This is a genomic window from Cupriavidus sp. SHE (assembly GCF_000812445.1).
Lineage (GTDB): Bacteria > Pseudomonadota > Gammaproteobacteria > Burkholderiales > Burkholderiaceae > Cupriavidus > Cupriavidus metallidurans.
Genome location: NZ_JWMB01000021.1, coordinates 139,113 through 158,109 on the forward strand (window position 1 = coordinate 139,113; position 18,997 = coordinate 158,109).

Genomic DNA, 18,997 nt, shown 5'->3' on the forward strand with positions numbered 1-18,997 from the left:
AGGCCTCGCAACCACGCCAGAATCATTCTGAAACGACTTCCTAGCGTTCCAGCACCCAGGTGTCCTTGGTACCGCCGCCCTGAGACGAATTGACCACGAGCGAGCCCTCTCTCAACGCCACCCGCGTCAACCCGCCCGGCACCATGCGCACCTCCTTGCCCGACAGCACGAACGGGCGAAGGTCGATATGGCGCGGCGCGATGCCCGCATCGACATAGGTCGGGCAAGTCGACAACGCCAACGTCGGCTGCGCGATGTACTGCTCGGGGCGCGATTTCACGACCTCCCGGAACTGGTCGATCTCCGCGCGCGTCGCGGCCGGTCCCACGAGCATGCCGTAGCCGCCGGCGCCATGCGTTTCCTTGACCACAAGGTCCTGCATATGGTCGAGCACGTACTGCAGGTCGTCCGGACGCCGGCACATGTAGGTCGGCACGTTCGACAGGATGGGTTCCTCGCCGAGATAGAAGCGGACCATGTCCGGCACGTACGGGTAGATCGACTTGTCGTCGGCCACGCCCGTCCCGATCGCATTGCTGATCGTCACGTTGCCGGCACGGTAGACCGAGAGCAGCCCGGCCGCACCCAGCGCGGAATCGTGGCGAAAAACGAGCGGATCGAGAAAATCGTCGTCCACGCGCCGGTAGATCACGTCGATACGCTGCGGCCCCTGCGTGGTGCGCATGTAGAGGTGGTCGTCCTCGACGAACAGGTCATTGCCTTCCACCAGTTCGACGCCCATCTGCTGGGCCAGGAACGCGTGCTCGAAGTAGGCCGAGTTGTACATGCCCGGCGTGAGCACGACGACGGTCGGATCGGCGATATTCTGCGGCGACACGCTGCGCAGCATGTCCAGCAGCAGATCGGGATAGTGCGCCACCGGCGCCACGCGGTTGCGGGCGAACAGGTCGGGGAACAGCCGCATCATCATCTTGCGGTTCTCGAGCATGTACGACACGCCCGATGGCACCCGCAGGTTGTCTTCGAGAACGTAGAACTCGCCCTCGCCCGCGCGTACGACGTCGATGCCGGCCACGTGCGCGTAGATGTCGCGAGGCACGTCGATGCCCAGCATTTCCGGGCGGTACTGCGCATTGTTGTAGATCTGGTCCGGCGGAATCACGCCGGCACGGATGATGTCCTGCCCGTGGTAGATGTCGTGGATGAAGCGGTTTAGCGCCGCGACGCGTTGCCGCAGGCCGCGCTCGAGCGTGGCCCACTCGCTGGCCGGGAAAATGCGCGGAATCACGTCGAACGGAATGGTCCGCTCAGTTCCGCTGTTGGACTCATCCTTGTCGCCGTAGACGGCAAAGGTGATACCCACTCGCCGGAAGATCAGATCCGCTTCCGCGCGCTTGTTGCTCATCGTCGCCGCGGACTGCCGCCCCAGCCATTCGGCAAAGTTCCGGTAGTGGGGCCTGACCGCCCCCGACGGCAGCGCCCGCCCGGCCTCGATGGCCTCGGTTGCTCCGTCCTCTCGCCCTTCCAGCATCTCGTCGAAAAACCGCGCCGCCATGATGGCCGCTCCTTCGTGAAATTGGGCGTCTTGCCGCGGTTGTCCTCCGGTGGTTGTCTCCCGGTTACTGCCTGATACCAACCGCCGCCGCCCGTTTATCGATGCCTTGTCGAGTCGACTCCTTCAGCATATCCGTACCGGCTGAACCCGCAAGGGGTTGCACACAAGTGACACGCGCCGGCACACAGAAACGATTTAGCAAGATGCTTGCCAGCCACAGCTTAATCAGGGCGCCTTCCCGGAACAGGCGGCCGATGCCGGCGGGCATTTTTCCAGAATATCCTCGACCAGTGCCTCGGGAGTGCGGCGAATATCGAGCACGAGCGCGTCGCAAGGCTCCTCCAGGGTCTCGAACTGGCTCTGGAGCAGCGCGGGATTGAAGAAATGGTCCGTGCGCGCGGACAGGCGGCTGCCGATCGTCGAAGCGTCGCCCTTCATGAACACGAAGGTCACGCCGCCGTCCGACGGCAGCAAGCGGTCCCGATAGACCTGGCGCAGCGCTGAACATGTGAACACGTGGGTGCGGCCCTCGGCGCGGGCGGCGTCGATGGCGGCCCGCATCGCGTCCAGCCAGGGCCAGCGGTCGTCATCGGTCAATGGGATGCCGGCGTGCATCTTGGCCTTGTTGGCGTCGCTGTGGAAGCTGTCCGCGTCGTGGAAACCGCAATGAAGACGGTCCGCCAGCATCTGGCCGACCGTGCTCTTGCCGCTGCCGGAAACGCCCATCAGGATATAGATCATGTCTGCTCCATCGATCATGTGTCGGATGGTGTTGCCATCCTTGTCGGTAGCCTTCGGCCACGTCGATGTGGCGCGAAGGTGCTTCCGGGGTGCAGCGCGTGCTGCCGGGCACCCCGGAAGAATACGCAAGAGAAACGGAATGATTGGCGCGAGCGCCGCCTGACGGCCCGCCTATTGTGCGACGGCGGACGCCGTTTGGACAGCGGGCGCCAGAGCATCGGCTTCGGACAGGTCCAGCGCGCTGCCCCCCTCCTCGGCGGCCCGCGCATGGCGGCGGAACAGGCCGAACAGGCCCCGGCCCATGCTGAAACGGGTGAATTCGTCGGCTGGCGCCGCTACCGGCACTCGCCCGGCAAAGTCAGCCTGGGTGGCAGCATCGCCCACCAGATCGAGCGTGCCCGCCAATGCGTCCACGCGAATGACGTCGCCGTCGCGCACCCGAGCCAGCGGCCCGCCTGCCAGCGCCTCCGGCCCGACATGGATCACGGCGGGCACCTTGCCCGACGCGCCCGACATGCGGCCATCGGTTACCAGCGCGACCTTGCGCCCGGCATCCTGCAGCGCGCCAAGCGCGGGGGTAAGCCGGTGCAACTCGGGCATGCCATTGGCATTCGGGCCCTGGAAGCGCACCACGGCCACCACGTCACGATCAAGCTCGCCTGCCTCGAAGGCGGCCTGCAGCGCTTCCTGCGAATCGAAAACTCGCGCCGGCGCCTCGACCACCCGGTGCTCGTCGGCCACGGCCGAGACCTTGATCACCCCGCGCCCCAGATTGCCCGCCATCAGCCGCAGCCCCCCCTCGGGTGAGAACGGCGCCGACGCTGGCGCCAGCACCGACTCATCCCCGCTCGTGGCCGGGCCAGCCCGCCAGCGCAGCACGCCATCGTTCATGACCGGCTCCTCGGTGTAGCGCTTCAGGCCGGGGCCCGCCACGGTCTGCACGTCCTCGTGCAGCAGACCGGCCTCGAGCAGTTGGGCAATCACATAGGCCACGCCGCCCGCTGCGTGGAAATGGTTCACATCGGCCGAGCCATTCGGATACACACGCGCCAGCAATGGCGTGATCGCTGACAGGCAGTCGAAATCGTTCCAGTCGATCAGGATGCCGGCGGCGCGCGCCATCGCCACCAGGTGAATCGTGTGGTTGGTCGAGCCGCCAGTGGCCAGCAGGCCAACCATCGCGTTGACGATCGCCCGTTCGTCGACAATCTTCGCCAGCGGGGTATAGGCGTCGCCGCGAGCGATCAGGGCCAGCGCCCGCTGGGCTGCCGCGGCGGTGAGCGGGTCACGCAGGCCGCTGTCCGGATGCACGAACGCCGAGCCGGGCATGTGCAGGCCCATGATCTCCATCAGGAACTGGTTGCTGTTGGCGGTGCCATAGAAGGTGCAGGTACCCGCGCCGTGATAGGCGGCGCATTCGGCCTCCAGTAACGCATCGCGCCCGACCTGCCCGGTGGCATAGAGCTGGCGCACACGCGCCTTTTCCCTGTTCGACAGGCCCGTTGCCATCGGCCCGGCCGGGACGAACACGATCGGCAAATGGCCAAACTGCAGCGCCCCCATCAGCAAACCCGGCACGATCTTGTCGCACACGCCCAGCATCAGCGCCGCATCGAACGTGTTGTGCGACAGCGCGACGGCCGTGCCCATCGCGATCGCATCGCGCGAAAACAGCGACAACTCCATGCCGGCGTTGCCCTGGGTAATCCCGTCACACATGGCCGGCACGCCACCTGCCACCTGCGCCACGCCACCCACGGCGCGCGCGGCCTCGCGAATCACGGCCGGGTAACGCTCATAGGGCTGGTGGGCGGACAGCATGTCGTTGTAGGCGGTCACGATGCCGAGATTCGGGGCATGTTCGACCCGCAGCTTGAGCTTGTCGTCCGAAGGCAGTGCAGCGTAGCCGTGGGCAAGGTTCGCGCAGGACATGCCGCGCAAGGGCCCGAGTTCCTGCTGGGCGCGCTCGCATCTGGCCAGATAGGCCGCCCGGCTGGCGCGACTGCGGTCGACGATACGTTGCGTGACGGCCAGTACCTCGGCATGAACGGCTTGGGACATGTTGGAGTTCTTCCTGGTGGGGAAACCGAGGCATCCATTGGACGCTCGGCATGTAGAATTTCTACATTATATCCATGAGATTCACGCTACCGGAAGACAGAAGCCTCAGGTATAGCGGCAGTTCTATGGGAAATTCGGGTAAATCCTGAGCACAACAGCCCACGCAAACCCTTCCGAGAGTCCTCTCTATTTGTGTAGAATCTCTACATTACCGAGGCCGCACTGAAGCCAGCCCAAGGGCGCCGGCACAACCAGCGCCCCACCCCAATACCCTTACGCACGATCCCGCACTCCCTCACCATGCGCGACAGAATCCTTGCCGTCTACGACTCGCTACGCCCGTCCGAACGCCGCTTGGCTGACTACGTGGCCCGACACGGAGCGAGCGTCATCCGGCTGACCATGCCGGAACTGGCAGACCGGGCCGGTGTCTCGCAGCCGACGATCGCGCGCTTCTGCGCCGCGCTTGGCTACGACGGCTTCAAGGAGTTCAAGCTTCAGTTCGCCCAGAATGTGGGGGGTGGCACGCCCTTCGTTCACCAGGATGTGGAAGCCGACGATCGGCCCGCCGATATCGCCGGCAAGGTGTTCGACCGCACCATCGCCACGCTGATGTCCGTGCGCAACGCGCTGTCCGCCGACCAGATCGAGCACGGTATCCGGCTACTGGCCGGGGCGCGCCGCATCGAGTTCTATGGCTGCGGCAACTCGGGCATCGTTGCGCTCGACATCCAGCACAAGTTCTTCCGCCTGGGCATTCCCACCACGGCTTATTCGGACCCGCACGTGTTCAGCATGTCCGCAGCGCTGCTGCGCCCGGGCGATGTTGCCGTGCTGGTGTCCAACAGCGGCCGCACATGGGACATGCTCACCGCCGCCACGCTGGCACGTAGCAGCGGCGCCAGCGTGCTGGCGCTGACCCATAGCGGATCGCCACTCGCCCGCCTTGCGGACGTCTGTGTCTTCTCCGACGTCGAAGAGGACAGCGAGGTCTATACGCCCATGACTTCGCGCATCTGTCATCTCGTGCTCGGCGACGTGCTGGCCGCAGGCGTGGCACTGGATCGCGCCGACTCGGTCGCCGCAGGCCTGCAGCGAGCCAAGGCACATCTGCGCGAGCGCCGGATTGCGGGTGCCGATCCGGCGCCGCTGGGCAAGACTCCGGCAGCGACCTCGGCCACAACCGCATCCGAGGCGACATCGCAGTCAACCAAACCGAGCCGGGCGGCGCGTCGCCTGACAAAGCCTGACAGCCCTGCCAGCAAGACGACCAAGCCCGCCGCTCACCGTGGCGCGGGCGGCGCGTCCCGCCAATAACGGCGCTGTTGCTGACGGAACGACGTCACCACGTAGTCGCCGCCGCCCGTGACGATCGACACCGCGCCGGTTTCATCAGTGCGGTACCGCGCCGCCCCCGCACGCGCGTACCGCTGCCAGACATCTTCACGCGGATGCCTGTGCCGGTTTGCGAAACCGAGCTGAAACACCGCCAGTTCGGGCTGTACAGCCCGCAGGAATGCCGCATGTGACGACGTGCCACTGCCGTGATGCGGCACCAGCAGGAAATCCGCACGCAATCTCTCACCTAGTTCGCTATCGATCAGCCGCCGCTCCTCCGATACACCAATATCGCCGGTCAGCAGCACGCTGCGCTGCGCCGTTGCCACGCGGAGCACGCAACTTCGGGCGTTGGCCGACAAGCGCCGCCGCGCCAGATCCTCTTCCGTCGGGTGCAGGACCTCGAAGTCCACACCATCCCAACGCCACGCAACGCCAGCCAGACACGGCTGCCATGCGCGCGCCTCCGGCAAGTTTGGCAGTGGCTTGTTCCCAGGCCCTTCCGCCGTCAGCCCCTGCGCTACCGGCACGGCCTGCAGCAAGGCTTCAACGCCGCCCGCGTGGTCGTCATGCTCATGGCTGACCATCAGCATATCCAGATGCCGTACCCCGGTCGCGCGGAGATAGGGCACGATCACCTGACCACCTGCGCTGGCACCCGACACATACGAAGGCCCAGTGTCGTAGAGCAGCACGTGACGGCGCGTTTCCACGAGCACGGCTGCACCCTGCCCGACGTCGAGCGCTGTCACACGCATTTCCCCTTCCTCCACCGGCTCGCGCCCGGCCGAGAGCATCGGCGCCATCAGCAGCACGCCTAACCAGCGCGGCGCGATCTGCACTCGCCTGGCACCTTTCGCATCCGACGGACGGGGGATGAGCAGGACGTAGACACCAGCCAATGCCAGCCCGGTCGCCACCGGACCCGGATGCGCGGCCTCCCATACTGCCCACGCGGGCGCGGCCAGCCACGCGAGTCCCCCGACCAACCACTCCAGCGCTTTGTGGGCAATCCACAGCAGCGGCGCAGCCCAGTCAGGCGGCAACACCGCGCCAGCCAGCGCCAGCGGCGTAACAAGCAGACTAACCACCGGGATCGCCACGGCATTGGCGAACACGGATACCACCGAGACCTGTCCGAACAGCAGAAGCGTCAACGGTACGAGCCCGATAGTCACCGACCATTGCGTGCGCGCCGCCTCGGCAGCCACGCCGCCAATCCAACTCACCCAGCGGCTCACACAGCGGCTCACCCAGCTTTTCGGATCCGCCTGCCGTTCCTCGACCGCCTCTCCATCCCCACTGCCGTCGCCCCGCGCGCCCAGGAAGATCACCGCCACCGCGCCAAATGACAACCAGAAGCCCGGTGACATCACCGCCCATGGGTCGATGGCCACCGCGATCCCCGCCGCCCAGGCGAGCACTACCGTCGGCGGTGGTGTCCGCCCGCTCCACAGCGCCACGGCAGCGACCATCAGCATCGATACCGTGCGCAGCGCCGGGATCTGCATGCCCGCAATCAGCCCGTAGCCAAGCGCCGTCTGCACCGCTACCACCATCGCCACCTTCTGCGCGGGCCAGATCAGCGGCAGCGGCCGCCGGAGCCAGCGCCCGATGCCGAACGAATGGCGCCAAAGCAGGCCCGCCAGCGCCGCAGCCACCCCCGATATCATCGTGATGTGCAGCCCGGAGATGCTGACCAGATGGGAGATGCCGGTACGCCGGAACACATCCCAGGCCGCGGGCCCAATGCCCCGCTGATCACCGATCACCAGCGCGACGAGCACTGCCCGGTATTGCGCATCGGATGGCAACGCCGCCCACAAGCGGTCACGCAATCCGGCCCGCCACTGCGTGATCCGGATCGACAACGGCATCGCGGCATCACGATCCAGCAACTGACCGTGGCGTACATAGCCCGTCGCCCCGATGCCTTCGGCAAGCAGCCAGTAGCCATAGTCGAAACCATGCGGATTCGCGAGACCGCGCGGTCTGCGCAGCCGGACCGTCAACCGATGGCGCTGGCCGGGCTGCAGCACCTCCGGCGGATCTCGCCACGTCAGCAATACCCTGGGCGGCAATGGCGCTGTTGACAGTGGCGCCACCCCTTCGTGGCGATCTCCCGTCGCCACGCCACCCGATGCCCCGCTCTCCACCGTGAACAGGAACCGCGTGCCGTGCGGGGCCGCGTCTGGCAATCCGCTGACAACACCGTCGATGATCTGGTCACGCCCTGCCAGCGACGGGTCCAGCCACGCACCGAGCCGCATGTCCGCCCGCCACGCCGACCAACCCAGCCCCACGATTGCCGCGATCGACAGGCTCACCAACCATCGAACCCAGACTACCCACCGCGCCTCACGCCCGCGCACCCCCCAAACCCCAAACAGTCCAACCAGTGCAAAACACCCCCAAACGACCCAATCCCATGGCCCCGGCAGTGCCGCCTGCTGCTGCAACCACCAGCAGCCCACCACGAACGCGAGCAGCACTGCACGCATAGCAAGGCACGCCCTCGCATCTGATTGCTGAAAGGCTTATTTGTACTGCGATTGACAGCTGGAAAACGTGACCGAGCGATACGTCGGTGTGTCAGAAGGTTAAATCTGCGCGCGGAGCGCTGAGGGCCGCCTAGCGAGGGGCCATGACATCCGCGAACGCCGCCAGTCTTGGCAGCGCGGCCACGGAATTGCGCCACATGGTATCGGCGAGCTCTCGTTCGGAGACGCCGCGCAGTTCGGCCATGACGCGCGCCACGCCCACCACTTCCGCAGGCGTATTGCGGGCCTTGTGCTGCTCGCCGAATTGATCGTCGGAAAGCCAGGCGGGAGCGATATCGGGCGCGTCCGTTTCCAGCACGATCGACTCGATCGGCAATTCGGCGGCCAGGCGGCGGATCTGCCGCGCGCGGGAAAACGTCACGTTGCCGCCGAATCCGAGCTTCATGCCGTGGGTCACGTAATGGTGCGCCTGATCGTGACTGCCGTTGAACGCATGGGCGATACCCTGCCGCACGCCCGCGCGACGCAGTTGCGCCAGGATCTGGTCCTGCGACTTGCGCACGTGCAGCAGCACCGGCAGGTCGAAGTCGCGCGCGATCTTCAACTGCTCCGCGTACAGCCAGGTTTGATGGGCGGCGTCGAGCCCAGGCACGAAGAAGTCGAGCCCGATTTCGCCAATGGCAACGAGGCGCGGGTCGTCGATCGACGCCGTCACCTGGCGGCGCAGTTCATCGAGATCGGCCTGCCCGGCGGCCCGCGAGTACAGCGGGTGGATGCCGAGCGCATAGACACAGCGTGGGTCGGTATGCGCCAGCCCACGCACCACGTCGAAGTTCGCCACTGCCACGGCCGGCAACACAATGCCGGTCACACCGGCAGCCGCAGCCGCGTCCGTGACGTCAGCCCGGTCGGCATCGAACTCGCTGGCGTCGAGGTGGCAGTGCGTGTCGATCCACATGGCGGGGGCTAAGGGGAGGCTAAGGGAGGGCTATGGGAAGGTTACGGGTTGGCTACCGGCGCTCAACGCTCTTGATGCAGATGACCGTCGCGCAGCCGCAGCACGCGGTCGCAACGGCCAGCCAGGTCGAGGTCGTGGGTGACGATCACGAAGCTCGTGCCCAGCGTGCGTGACAGCTCCAGCATCAGGTCGTACACGCCGCCTGCCGTGTGGTCGTCAAGGTTGCCGGTCGGCTCGTCGGCCAGCACGCAGGCCGGCTTTCCGACCAGCGCGCGGGCAATTGCCACGCGCTGGCGCTCGCCGCCCGAGAGTTCGCCGGGGCGGTGCTTCGAGCGGCCGCCAAGCCCCACGCGCTCAAGCACTGCCTGCGCCTCGGCGCGCGCGGCGGGCTCGCTCAGGCCGCGGATGCGCATTGGCATCGCCACGTTGTCGAGCGCCGTGAACTCCGGCAGCAGATGGTGAAACTGATAGACGAAGCCCAGCGAACGGTTGCGCACGATATTGCGCTCCTTCTCGCGCAGCGCCGTGAACGGCTTGCCCAGCAGCGCCACGCGGCCGGCGTCGGGGTTGTCGAGCCCGCCCAGCACGTGCAGCAGTGTCGATTTGCCCGAACCGGAAGCACCGACGATGGCCACCTTCTCGCCTGCGTCGACGCGCACATCGACGCCACGCAGGACTTCGACGTCCAGGCCGCCCTGTTTGAAACGCTTGGTCAGGCCCTCGCCCAGCAGGACCGGCGTGCCGGTTGGCGTGCCAGCGCCGTGGGTGCCGGCCTGGAATGAGGCTTCGGGGAGCAGCGTCGTATCACTCATAGCGCAGCGCCTCCGCCGGGTTCACGCGCGAGGCGCGCCAGCTCGGGTAGATCGTGGCCAGCGACGCCAGCACGAAGGAAATGATACCGATGGTAGCGATGTCGTTCATGCGCGGGTCCGAAGGCAATTCGCTAATGAAGTAGATGTCCTTGGGCAGGAACTGCACATGCAGGATCCGCTCGATGAAAGGCACGATCACGTCGATATTGGTGGCGATCAGCGTGCCGCCCAATACGCCGAGCAAGGTGCCGATGAAGCCGATGGCCACGCCTTGAACGATGAAGATCTTCATGATCGAGCGCGGCTGGGCGCCCATCGTGCGCAGGATCGCGATGTCGGCCTGTTTGTCAGTCACGGTCATGACCAGCGTGGACACCAGGTTGAACGCGGCCACGGCGATGATCAGCGTCAGGATGATGAACATCATGCGCTTTTCGGTCTGCACGGCGGCGAACCAGTTGCGGTTCTGCTTCGACCAGTCGCGCAGGTAGAGGTCGCCGCTCATGGTGCCCGCCAGCTCCTGGGCCACCTGCGGCGCGCGCTGCATGTCCTGCAGTTTCAGGCGCACGCCCGTGGGTCCGCTCTGGCGGAAGAGCGTTTCCGCATCGCCGATGTTGATCAGCGCCAGCGCGCTGTCGAACTCGTAGTGACCCGACGAGAACACGCCGGCCACGGTGAACTGCTTGAGGCGCGGCAGCATTCCGGCGGGCGTGATCGTGCCTTGCGGCACCACCAGCATCACCTTGTCGCCCACGCGCACGCCCAGTGCATTGGCCAGTTCACTGCCGAGTGCGATGCCGAACCCACCCGGCGCCAGCGCGTTCATGCTGCCGACGCGAAACTGGTTGGCGATATCCGACACCTTGGGCTCTTCGGCGGGGTCCACGCCGCGCAGCAGCACGCCGCGCACCACGTCTTCCCGCGTCATCATGGCCTGGGCCGCCACATACGGCGCGGCGCCCACCACTTCCTTGTTGCGCAGCGCCTCGGCGGCCGTCTTCTGCCAGTCCGTCAGCGGCGCGGCGCCGATGACTTCGATGTGCGACAGCACCGACAGCATCCGATCGCGCACTTCCTTCTGGAAGCCGTTCATGACCGAGAGCACGACGATCAGGGCGGCGACGCCAAGCGCGATGCCCATCATCGAAATCATCGAAATGAATGAAATGAACGTATTGCGGCTGGCGCGCTTGCTCGCGCGGGTGTAGCGCCAGCCGATCTGCCATTCGTAAGGAAAGTTCAAGAGGAGTCCTGTTGTTCGAGGAAAAGCGCCGACGGCAGTTTATCGGTTATCCGGTAACGGGAAACTGGCGCCGGCCAGCCGGGAGTTTACAATCTCGCCAACCATGATGACGCACCTGACCCTGATTGTGCCTTTTTCCGTCCCGCCCGGTGCCGGCGACGACGCCTCGGACTATGTCGTGCCCGGTGCGCTGTTGCGGCAGTTGGAGTTGCCGGCGCTCGGAAAGTTGCTGACGCGCGCCACCTCCGGCCCTCGCGAGACGCACGACGACCCCTACCTGCGCACACTGCCGCAGGAGCGCTGGCTGGCCGGACGGGCCGGGCTGGATACCACGCGAGTGCCGACTGCGCCCTTCATGCGGCTGGCGGACCACCGCGGCGCCACCCCGCCCCCCACGCAGGCCGCCGGGGAAGCCGGCTGGGCCTGCCTGCAGCCGGTCCACATCCATGCCGCGCGGGATCACCTGGTGCTGATGCACCCGGATCAGCTCGACATCCGCCCCGACGAGACAGCCGCCCTGCACGCCGCCATCGCCGGTCTGCTGGACGAGGCAGGCATCACGATCGATACCCCCCACCCCGCCCGCTGGTACATCCCCGATGGCATGTTCGGGGACCTGACTGCGACCACGCCGGTGCGCGCCACGGGCCGCAATATCGATATCTGGATGCAGGCTGGCCCGAAAGCGCGCGACTGGCGCCGCCTGCAGAACGAAATCCAGATGACTTGGCACGGGCACCCGGTGAACGAGGCGCGCGAGGCCGAAGGACGGCTGACAGTCAATTCCGTGTGGCTGCACGGCGGCGGCAGTGCCAACGCGGCGCGCAAGCTGGCCGACACGGTGCTGACCGACGATCCGTTCCTGGCCGGGCTGGGCCTGGCCGGTGGCAGCCGCCTGGGGCCGCAGCCGGCCCGCTTCGCCGACATCGCCGATACCGATGGCTCGGTCATGACGCTGCTCGACAGCGCCACCGAGGCCCATATCGCTGCGGACTGGGGGCTGTGGCTGGAGCGGATGCACACGCTCGACGCCGAATGGTTCGCGCCGGTGCTGGCCGCGCTCGGCGAGGGCCGGATTCAGGCCGTGACGCTGGTGCTCGGCGGCGAAAACCACTTTGCCGAGTTCACCGTCACACGGGCCGACCTGCGCAAATTCTGGCGCGGGCTGGGCTCGCGCGGAGACTGGCGCGCCCTGTTGTCCGACCTGGCCATGGTCTCCTGACCCGGCGGCCTGACATCACATTGACGAATTCGAACGCGAACGCCACATGACCCGGATTGCCATCCGCTCCTTCTCCGACGAACACGCAAAGGCCCTGGCGGCCTCGGGTCTGCATCCGACGCTGGCGCGCATCCTGTCCGCGCGTGGCGTAGCCCAACCCTCCGAACTGGCCACGGACCTGCCCGAACTGGCGCCGCCGGCCAGCATGAAAGGCATCGGCCATGCGGCCGAGTACCTGGCCGACGCGATTGCCGCGAATCGCAAGCTGCTGATCGTGGCTGACTACGATTGCGATGGCGCCACGGCCTGCGCGGTGGGCGTGCGCGGGCTGCGCATGCTGGGCGCGCGCGTCGACTACATCGTGCCGAACCGCTTCGAGTACGGCTACGGGCTGACGCCGGAGATCGTCGAACTGGCGGCCCGGCAACATCCTGACGTGATCGTCACGGTCGACAACGGCATCGCCAGCGTCGACGGCGTGGCGGCCGCCAACGCACGCGGCATCGACGTCGTGGTGACCGACCACCACCTGCCCGGCGAGACACTGCCCGACGCTGCGGTGATCGTGAACCCGAACCAACCGGGATGCGAGTTCCCGAGCAAGAACCTGGCGGGTGTCGGGGTGATGTTCTACGTGCTGCTGGCCCTCCGCGCTGAACTGCGCCGCCGCGGCGTGTACACCCAGGCCACCCAGCCGCCATTGCAAACCCTGCTGGATCTCGTGGCGCTGGGCACGGTGGCCGACGTGGTCAAACTGGACACGAACAACCGGATTCTGGTGGCCCAGGGGCTGAAGCGCATGCGCGCAGGACGGATGCATCCCGGCGTGGCGGCACTGTTCCGTGCCGCCGGCCGCGAAGCCTCGCGCGCCAACACGTTCGACCTCGGCTTCGGCCTGGGCCCGCGTCTGAATGCAGCGGGCCGGCTGGCTGATATGTCGCTCGGCATCGAGTGCCTGCTGACCGACGACGCCAATCGCGCCTGGGAAATCGCCCAGGAACTGGACGGCATGAACCGCGAGCGGCGCGATATCGAGGCTGGAATGCAGCAGGAAGCACTTCAGATCCTCGAACAGCCGCTAGCCGGGCTGGACCCGACATCGCGTCACACCGTCAGCGTGTTCCATGACACGTGGCACCAGGGCGTGATCGGCATCGTCGCATCGCGGCTCAAGGAAAAATTCCACCGCCCGACCATCACGTTCGCGCCCGGCGACGAGGAGCACATCAAGGGTTCAGGGCGATCGATCCCCGGTTTTCACCTGCGCGACGCGCTGGATCTGGTGTCGAAGCGCCACCCGGGACTGCTGGTCAAGTTCGGCGGACACGCGATGGCGGCCGGTTTGACCGTGCGCGCCAAGGACTTCGACACCTTTGTCAGCGCGTTTGAGGAAGTTGGCCGCGAATGGCTGACCGACGACCAATTGGCGCGTGTGATCGAGACCGATGGCGATATCGAGGATGCGTGCTTCAGCCCGGAATTCGTCACCCTGCTCGAAGGCCAGGTCTGGGGTCAGGGCTTCCCGGCGCCGACGTTCTGCGGCGAGTTCGACGTATTGCGCCAGACCGTGCTCAAGGGCAAGCACCTGAAACTCCAGCTCGGTCGGGGCAGCCAGCGCTTCGACGCCATCTGGTTCAACCATGCCGACGCGCTTGATGGCGCCAGCGCGATGGTGGCTTACCGGCTCGACAACAACACATTCAACGGAATGACCCGGGTGCAACTGGTGATCGAGCACGCGCAGTAAGGGCCGCTTGTTTTCTCCTCTCCCGCCTGCGGGAGAGGAAAGCGAAGCGCCTGACAGGCGGCTCTTACCCCCTAGCCCCGAGAAGGCAGATAGTTCGCCGGATTGAGCGGCCGACCGTTGCCGCGCACCTCGAAATGCAGTTCGGCGGCCTGCGCCATGCTGCCAATCTCCTGGCCAGCGGTGACGCGATCGCCCTCCTTGACCAGCGGCTTGTCCAGGTTGCCGTAGACGGTCAGCCAGTCGTCGTTGTGCTTGACGATGACCAACATGCCGTAGCCACGCAGCGTGCCGACGTGAATCGCCCAGCCCGGCGCGGCCGCGCGGACCTTGCCGCCAGCCGGTACCTCGATACGCATTCCCTTCTCCGCCGGCGGCGCGAAACGGCCCGAGACACGGCCATCGGCTGGCCATTGCAGGCTGATCGAACTGGCCGGCGGCTTGGCGGACGGCATGTCCTGGACGGGACGCGCGGGCTTGTCGGACTGCGGTGTCGTCGCCGCCGATGTGGAGGCCCCGCCGGGCGGACGAAGGCGAATCAGTTGCCCAACCTCGATCTGGTTGGTGTTCGACATATTGTTCCAGCGTGCCAGTTCGGACACGGAGCGCTTGTTCCGGCGCGCGATCGAATACAGCGTGTCGCCACGCTCGACGCGGTAGAAACCGTCCGGAGCCGGCTCGGTCGGCGTGGTGCCGCAGGCTGCCAGCAGGGCGGACAGGGAAATCGCGGCGAGGCTGCCGAGCGCGCCCAGGGCACGGCGGCGGGTCTGCAGATTGGCGTGGTGCGTTCGATTCATGCGCCGGAATCACTCCTGAAAAATGGCGCCGGGGTGGGCGCGGTTCGGGCGTTATTGTCGCCGAAGCGGCGAGAAGGCTCCGCGAATAGACCGTTCGCTGCGCGAACGGTTCGCATTTTCGTTGCGAGATCTGTCCGCCCCACCCCGGATTTGCCCCGTCAATCCGCTATAATTCCCGGTTTTGAAGCGCAAGAACACTACAACATGGAAGCAGAACGCCTGAACGCCATCTCCGGTGCAATCTCCGATCTCCGTTCCCGGACGGAAGATCTACGGGGGTATCTTTGACTACGATGTCAAATTAAACCGGCTGGATGAAGTCAACGGGTTGCTCGAAGACCCCGACGTCTGGAACAACCCCAAGCGAGCCCAGGACCTGGGCAAAGAAAAGAAGGCGCTGGAAGGCGTCGTGCAGGTGCTCGGCAAGCTGACCGACGACCTCAACGGCACGGACGAGCTATTTGAGCTTGCCCGCGAGGAAGGCGACGACGAGACACTCGAATCCATCGAGGCCGACGTCTCTGGCTTCGAAGCCCTGGTGGCGGACATGGAGTTCCGCCGCATGTTCTCGGGCGAGATGGACCAGGCCAACGCGTTCATCGACATCCAGGCGGGCGCCGGCGGCACCGAGGCCTGCGACTGGGCGTCGATGCTGCTGCGCCAGTACCTGAAGTACTGCGAGCGCAAGGGTTTCAAGGCCGAAGTGCTGGAAGAATCCGAAGGCGACGTGGCCGGCATCAAGAGCGCGACGATCAAGGTCGAGGGCGAATACGCGTTCGGCTACCTGCGCACGGAAACCGGTGTGCATCGCCTGGTGCGGAAGTCGCCGTTCGATTCGTCGGGCGGGCGCCATACGTCGTTCTCGTCGGTCTTCGTGTACCCCGAAGTGGACGATTCGTTCGAGGTGGAGGTCAACCCGGCCGATCTGCGCGTGGATACCTACCGCGCGTCGGGTGCCGGTGGTCAGCACATCAACAAGACCGACTCCGCCGTGCGGATTACGCACATGCCCACCGGCATCGTCGTGCAGTGCCAGAACGACCGTTCGCAGCACCGCAACCGCGCCGAGGCCATGTCCATGCTGAAGTCGCGCCTGTACGAGCATGAAATGCGCAAGCGTCAGGCGGAAGCCGACAAGCTCGAAGCCGGCAAGACGGACGTGGGCTGGGGCCACCAGATCCGCTCGTACGTGCTGGACCAGAGCCGTATCAAGGACCTGCGCACCAACGTGGAAATGTCCAACACCCAGAAGGTGCTGGATGGTGACCTCGACCCGTTCATCGAGGCCAGCCTGAAACAGGGGTTGTAATCCAGACGCCTGATACTCAGGTCCTGGCAATTTCTGCCGAAGATTGCAGATAGACGTCGCCGCGCAATGTCCCCGGACAAACTCGGGGCCTGCGCGGCGATTCCGATGCCATCTCACTGAACAAGGTCCACTCACATGACCACCGGAACGCCCCGCTCCACCCATCTCTACATCGTCACCGGCGCCTCGCGCGGCCTGGGGGCCGCCTTGGTTCGCGCGCTGCTGGTACCCGGCAACCGCGTAATCGGCGTGGCGCGCAGCCGCAACCCCGAGCTCGAGGCCGAGGCTACGGCCAGTGGCGTGCGCGTGGCCTGGCATCTGCAGGATCTGTCACAGCCTGGCCCGTCGGCCGGCTGGCTGGCGAGCGTGCTCGATGCCGTGGAAGAGGCGCCCGCCAGCATCACCCTGATCCTGAACGCCGGGGTCGTCGAGCCGATCGGTCCGATCACGCAACTGCATGACAGCACGCTGGTGCCGCATCTGCAGACCAACCTGGTCACGCCGATGACCATGACCGGTGCGTTCATCGAACATACGGTGCGCTTCGATTGCCCGCGCAAGGTGCTGGCAATCTCGTCGGGCGCCGCGCGCAACCCCGTACCGGGGTGGTCTGCCTACTGCGCCGGCAAGGCTGGCCTGGACATGTTCATCCGCTCGGTGAACACCGAGTACGCGAGCGTGCCCGAGCCGCGCACCTTGCGCGCCGTGGCGCTGGCGCCGGGCGTGGTGGATACCGGAATGCAGGAAACCATCCGCGGCGCGGATTTCGCCCAGGTGCAACGCTTCCGCGACCTCAAGGACAACGAACAGCTCGCCTCGCCTGACGATACCGCCCGGCGCATCGTGGCCTATCTGGCCCGTCCCGATTTCGGCACCACCGAACTCGACGACATCCGCAAATACTGAACCGAAACATTGAACCGAACCCGCGCGACGCTCCGCGCCGCGCGATCGAACCTCACATCATGACCGAACCGACCCGCGCCCAAGCCGCCACGCCCACCACCGAAGGGCTTGCCGTAGATGAGAACAAGATCATCGCCGAGCGGCGCGAGAAACTGCAGGCCCTGCGCCAGCAAGGCGTGGCCTTCCCCAACGATTTCCAGCCGACGCACCAGGCCGGCGCGCTGCACGCGCAGTATGGCGAAACGGACCAGGCCACGCTGGAAGCCAGCCCGGTGGAAGTGTCCATCGCCGGACGCATGATGCTCAAGCGCGTGATGGGCAAGGCCAGCTTCGCCACGGTCCAGGACGGCAGCGGCCAGATCCAGTTCTACATCACGCGCGACAAGGTCGGTGAAGACGTCTATGCCGCGTTCAAGCACTGGGACCTCGGCGACATCATCAGCGCGCGCGGAGAACTGTTCCGCACGAACAAGGGCGAGTTGTCGGTGCAGGTGCGCGAACTGCGCCTGCTGTCGAAGGCGCTGCGTCCCCTGCCGGACAAGTTCCATGGCCTGGCAGACCAGGAAACCAAATACCGCCAGCGCTATGTGGACCTGATCGTCTCGCCGGAAACGCGCAGCACGTTCCGCGCCCGCACCCAGGCCATCTCGTCGATCCGTCGCCATATGGCCGACGCCGGCTTCATGGAAGTGGAAACGCCGATGCTGCACCCGATTCCGGGCGGCGCGGCAGCCAAGCCGTTCATCACGCACCACAACGCACTGGACATGCAGATGTTCATGCGCATCGCGCCCGAGCTCTATCTGAAGCGCCTGATCGTCGGCGGCTTCGAGCGCGTGTTCGAAATCAACCGCAACTTCCGTAACGAAGGGGTGAGCCCGCGCCACAACCCCGAGTTCACGATGATGGAGTTCTACGCGGCCTACACGGATTACCGCTGGCTGATGGACTTCACCGAGAACCTGATCCGTCAGGCCGCGATTGACGCGCGGGGCAGCGCCACGGTGACGTACCAGGGCCGCGAACTTGATCTGTCCAAGCCGTTCCATCGCCTGACGATCTGCGGGGCGATCCAGAAGTACGCGCCGGAATACACCGACGCGCAACTTGCCGATGCCGACTTCCTGCGCGCCGAGCTCAAGGACAAGTTCAAGATCAACACCAGCGCGCCGCAGTTCCTGAACGCCGGCCTGGGCACGCTGCAACTGGTGCTCTTCGAGGAAACCGCGGAAGCGCAACTCTGGGAACCGACCTACATCGTCGACTACCCGGTCGAGGTATCGCCGCTGGCGCGCGGCTCGGACACGCAGCCTGGCATTACCGAACGCTTCGAACTGTTCATCACGGGCCGCGAGATTGCCAACGGCTTCTCCGAGCTTAACGACCCGGAAGACCAGGCCGAACGTTTCCGCAAGCAGGTCGAGCAGAAGGATGCGGGCGACGAGGAAGCGATGTACTTCGACGCCGACTACATCCGCGCGCTCGAGTACGGCATGCCTCCGACAGGTGGCTGCGGTATCGGCATCGACCGCCTGGTGATGCTGCTGACCGACAGCCCGAACATCCGCGACGTAATTCTGTTCCCGCACCTGCGCCGCGAGGACTGATTCTCACGGCCGCTCCACCGGCCGGTGAGAATATGACCCTGAACAAGAGCCCCGCCCACGCGGGGCTTTTGCTTTGTTGAGGCACCCGGGAACTGCACATCGCGTGCCCGATTGTTACAACGTGGTCGTCAACGATGATCGAGCACAGATATAAGCCATTGATTGCCAAGCATTTTTTGGACTACAGATACTTACAAAAACGAACGGTAATGCGCTCTGGTATCGGCCAAACTTGAAACTAT

14 protein-coding genes are annotated in these 18,997 nt (G+C 65.8%); 6 read left to right on the forward strand and 8 right to left on the reverse strand.

All coding sequences use genetic code 11. From position 1 onward, the window contains the following. Window positions 1–40: 40 nt before the first annotated feature. From RN01_RS11625 to edd, 3 genes are all read right to left on the reverse strand, one after another. Window positions 41–1,516 carry a circularly permuted type 2 ATP-grasp protein gene (locus RN01_RS11625; protein WP_024569162.1) on the reverse strand — a complete coding sequence of 492 codons (1,476 nt, stop codon included), beginning with the start codon at window positions 1,514–1,516 and terminating at the stop codon, window positions 41–43. Window positions 1,517–1,741: 225 nt separating this feature from the next. Next, on the reverse strand, window positions 1,742–2,257 hold the full coding sequence (locus RN01_RS11635) for a gluconokinase (protein ID WP_024569161.1): 516 nt from the start codon (window positions 2,255–2,257) through the stop codon (window positions 1,742–1,744). A gap of 171 nt (window positions 2,258–2,428) precedes the next feature. Beyond that, window positions 2,429–4,318: a phosphogluconate dehydratase gene (edd, locus tag RN01_RS11640; protein ID WP_024569160.1), complete on the reverse strand. Its 1,890-nt coding sequence runs from the start codon at window positions 4,316–4,318 to the stop codon at window positions 2,429–2,431. Between the two features lie 300 nt (window positions 4,319–4,618). On the opposite strand from edd, the gene RN01_RS11645 reads away from it, so the two are divergent. Then, complete coding sequence (locus RN01_RS11645; protein WP_017514054.1) at window positions 4,619–5,635, forward strand: MurR/RpiR family transcriptional regulator; 1,017 nt, start codon at window positions 4,619–4,621, stop codon at window positions 5,633–5,635. Here RN01_RS11645 and RN01_RS11650 read toward each other — a convergent pair. The 4 genes from RN01_RS11650 to RN01_RS11665 all read right to left on the reverse strand — a co-directional run bounded on the left by RN01_RS11650 (window position 5,602) and on the right by RN01_RS11665 (window position 11,170). Beyond that, entirely contained in the window at window positions 5,602–8,157 is a 2,556-nt protein-coding gene (locus RN01_RS11650; protein ID WP_024569159.1) for a DNA internalization-related competence protein ComEC/Rec2, read from the reverse strand. The genes RN01_RS11645 and RN01_RS11650 overlap by 34 nt on opposite strands. Window positions 8,158–8,287: 130 nt before the next feature. Then, a complete protein-coding gene (locus RN01_RS11655; RefSeq protein ID WP_011515833.1) occupies window positions 8,288–9,115 on the reverse strand; it encodes a TatD family hydrolase in 828 nt (275 codons plus the stop codon). 62 nt (window positions 9,116–9,177) lie between these two features. Continuing rightward, window positions 9,178–9,927: an ABC transporter ATP-binding protein gene (locus RN01_RS11660; RefSeq protein WP_017514052.1), complete on the reverse strand. Its 750-nt coding sequence runs from the start codon at window positions 9,925–9,927 to the stop codon at window positions 9,178–9,180. Continuing rightward, window positions 9,920–11,170 carry a lipoprotein-releasing ABC transporter permease subunit gene (locus RN01_RS11665; protein WP_024569158.1) on the reverse strand — a complete coding sequence of 417 codons (1,251 nt, stop codon included), beginning with the start codon at window positions 11,168–11,170 and terminating at the stop codon, window positions 9,920–9,922. Before RN01_RS11665 ends, RN01_RS11660 begins: the two co-directional genes overlap by 8 nt. A gap of 103 nt (window positions 11,171–11,273) precedes the next feature. Between RN01_RS11665 and RN01_RS11670 the strand changes: the two genes are divergently transcribed. Both RN01_RS11670 and recJ read left to right on the forward strand, forming a co-directional pair. After that, window positions 11,274–12,392, forward strand: coding sequence for a hypothetical protein (locus RN01_RS11670; protein WP_024569157.1), 1,119 nt, complete (start codon window positions 11,274–11,276; stop codon window positions 12,390–12,392). Window positions 12,393–12,438: 46 nt separating this feature from the next. After that, window positions 12,439–14,139, forward strand: a complete 1,701-nt coding sequence (gene recJ, locus RN01_RS11675; RefSeq protein WP_024569156.1) for a single-stranded-DNA-specific exonuclease RecJ — start codon at window positions 12,439–12,441, stop codon at window positions 14,137–14,139. Window positions 14,140–14,210: 71 nt separating this feature from the next. On the opposite strand, the gene RN01_RS11680 is transcribed toward recJ, so the two are convergent. Next, window positions 14,211–14,933 (reverse strand): M23 family metallopeptidase, encoded by a 723-nt coding sequence (locus tag RN01_RS11680; RefSeq protein ID WP_024569155.1) that lies wholly within the window; start codon window positions 14,931–14,933, stop codon window positions 14,211–14,213. A 204-nt stretch (window positions 14,934–15,137) separates the two neighbouring features. Here RN01_RS11680 and prfB point away from each other — a divergent pair. The 3 genes from prfB (at window position 15,138) to lysS (ending at window position 18,755) form a co-directional block, all read left to right on the forward strand. Next, window positions 15,138–16,242 (forward strand): peptide chain release factor 2 gene (prfB, locus tag RN01_RS11685; RefSeq protein ID WP_111733283.1). Its coding sequence is split into 2 segments (ribosomal slippage): window positions 15,138–15,218 and window positions 15,220–16,242, totalling 1,104 coding nucleotides; the frame shifts between segments, so codons are not numbered across the junction. A 135-nt stretch (window positions 16,243–16,377) separates the two neighbouring features. Next, complete coding sequence (locus tag RN01_RS11690; RefSeq protein WP_008649271.1) at window positions 16,378–17,148, forward strand: SDR family oxidoreductase; 771 nt, start codon at window positions 16,378–16,380, stop codon at window positions 17,146–17,148. A 59-nt stretch (window positions 17,149–17,207) separates the two neighbouring features. Then, the gene (gene lysS / locus RN01_RS11695; protein ID WP_024569154.1) at window positions 17,208–18,755 is read left to right on the forward strand and encodes a lysine--tRNA ligase; all 1,548 of its coding nucleotides are present in this window, start codon (window positions 17,208–17,210) and stop codon (window positions 18,753–18,755) included. Window positions 18,756–18,997 lie beyond the last annotated feature (242 nt).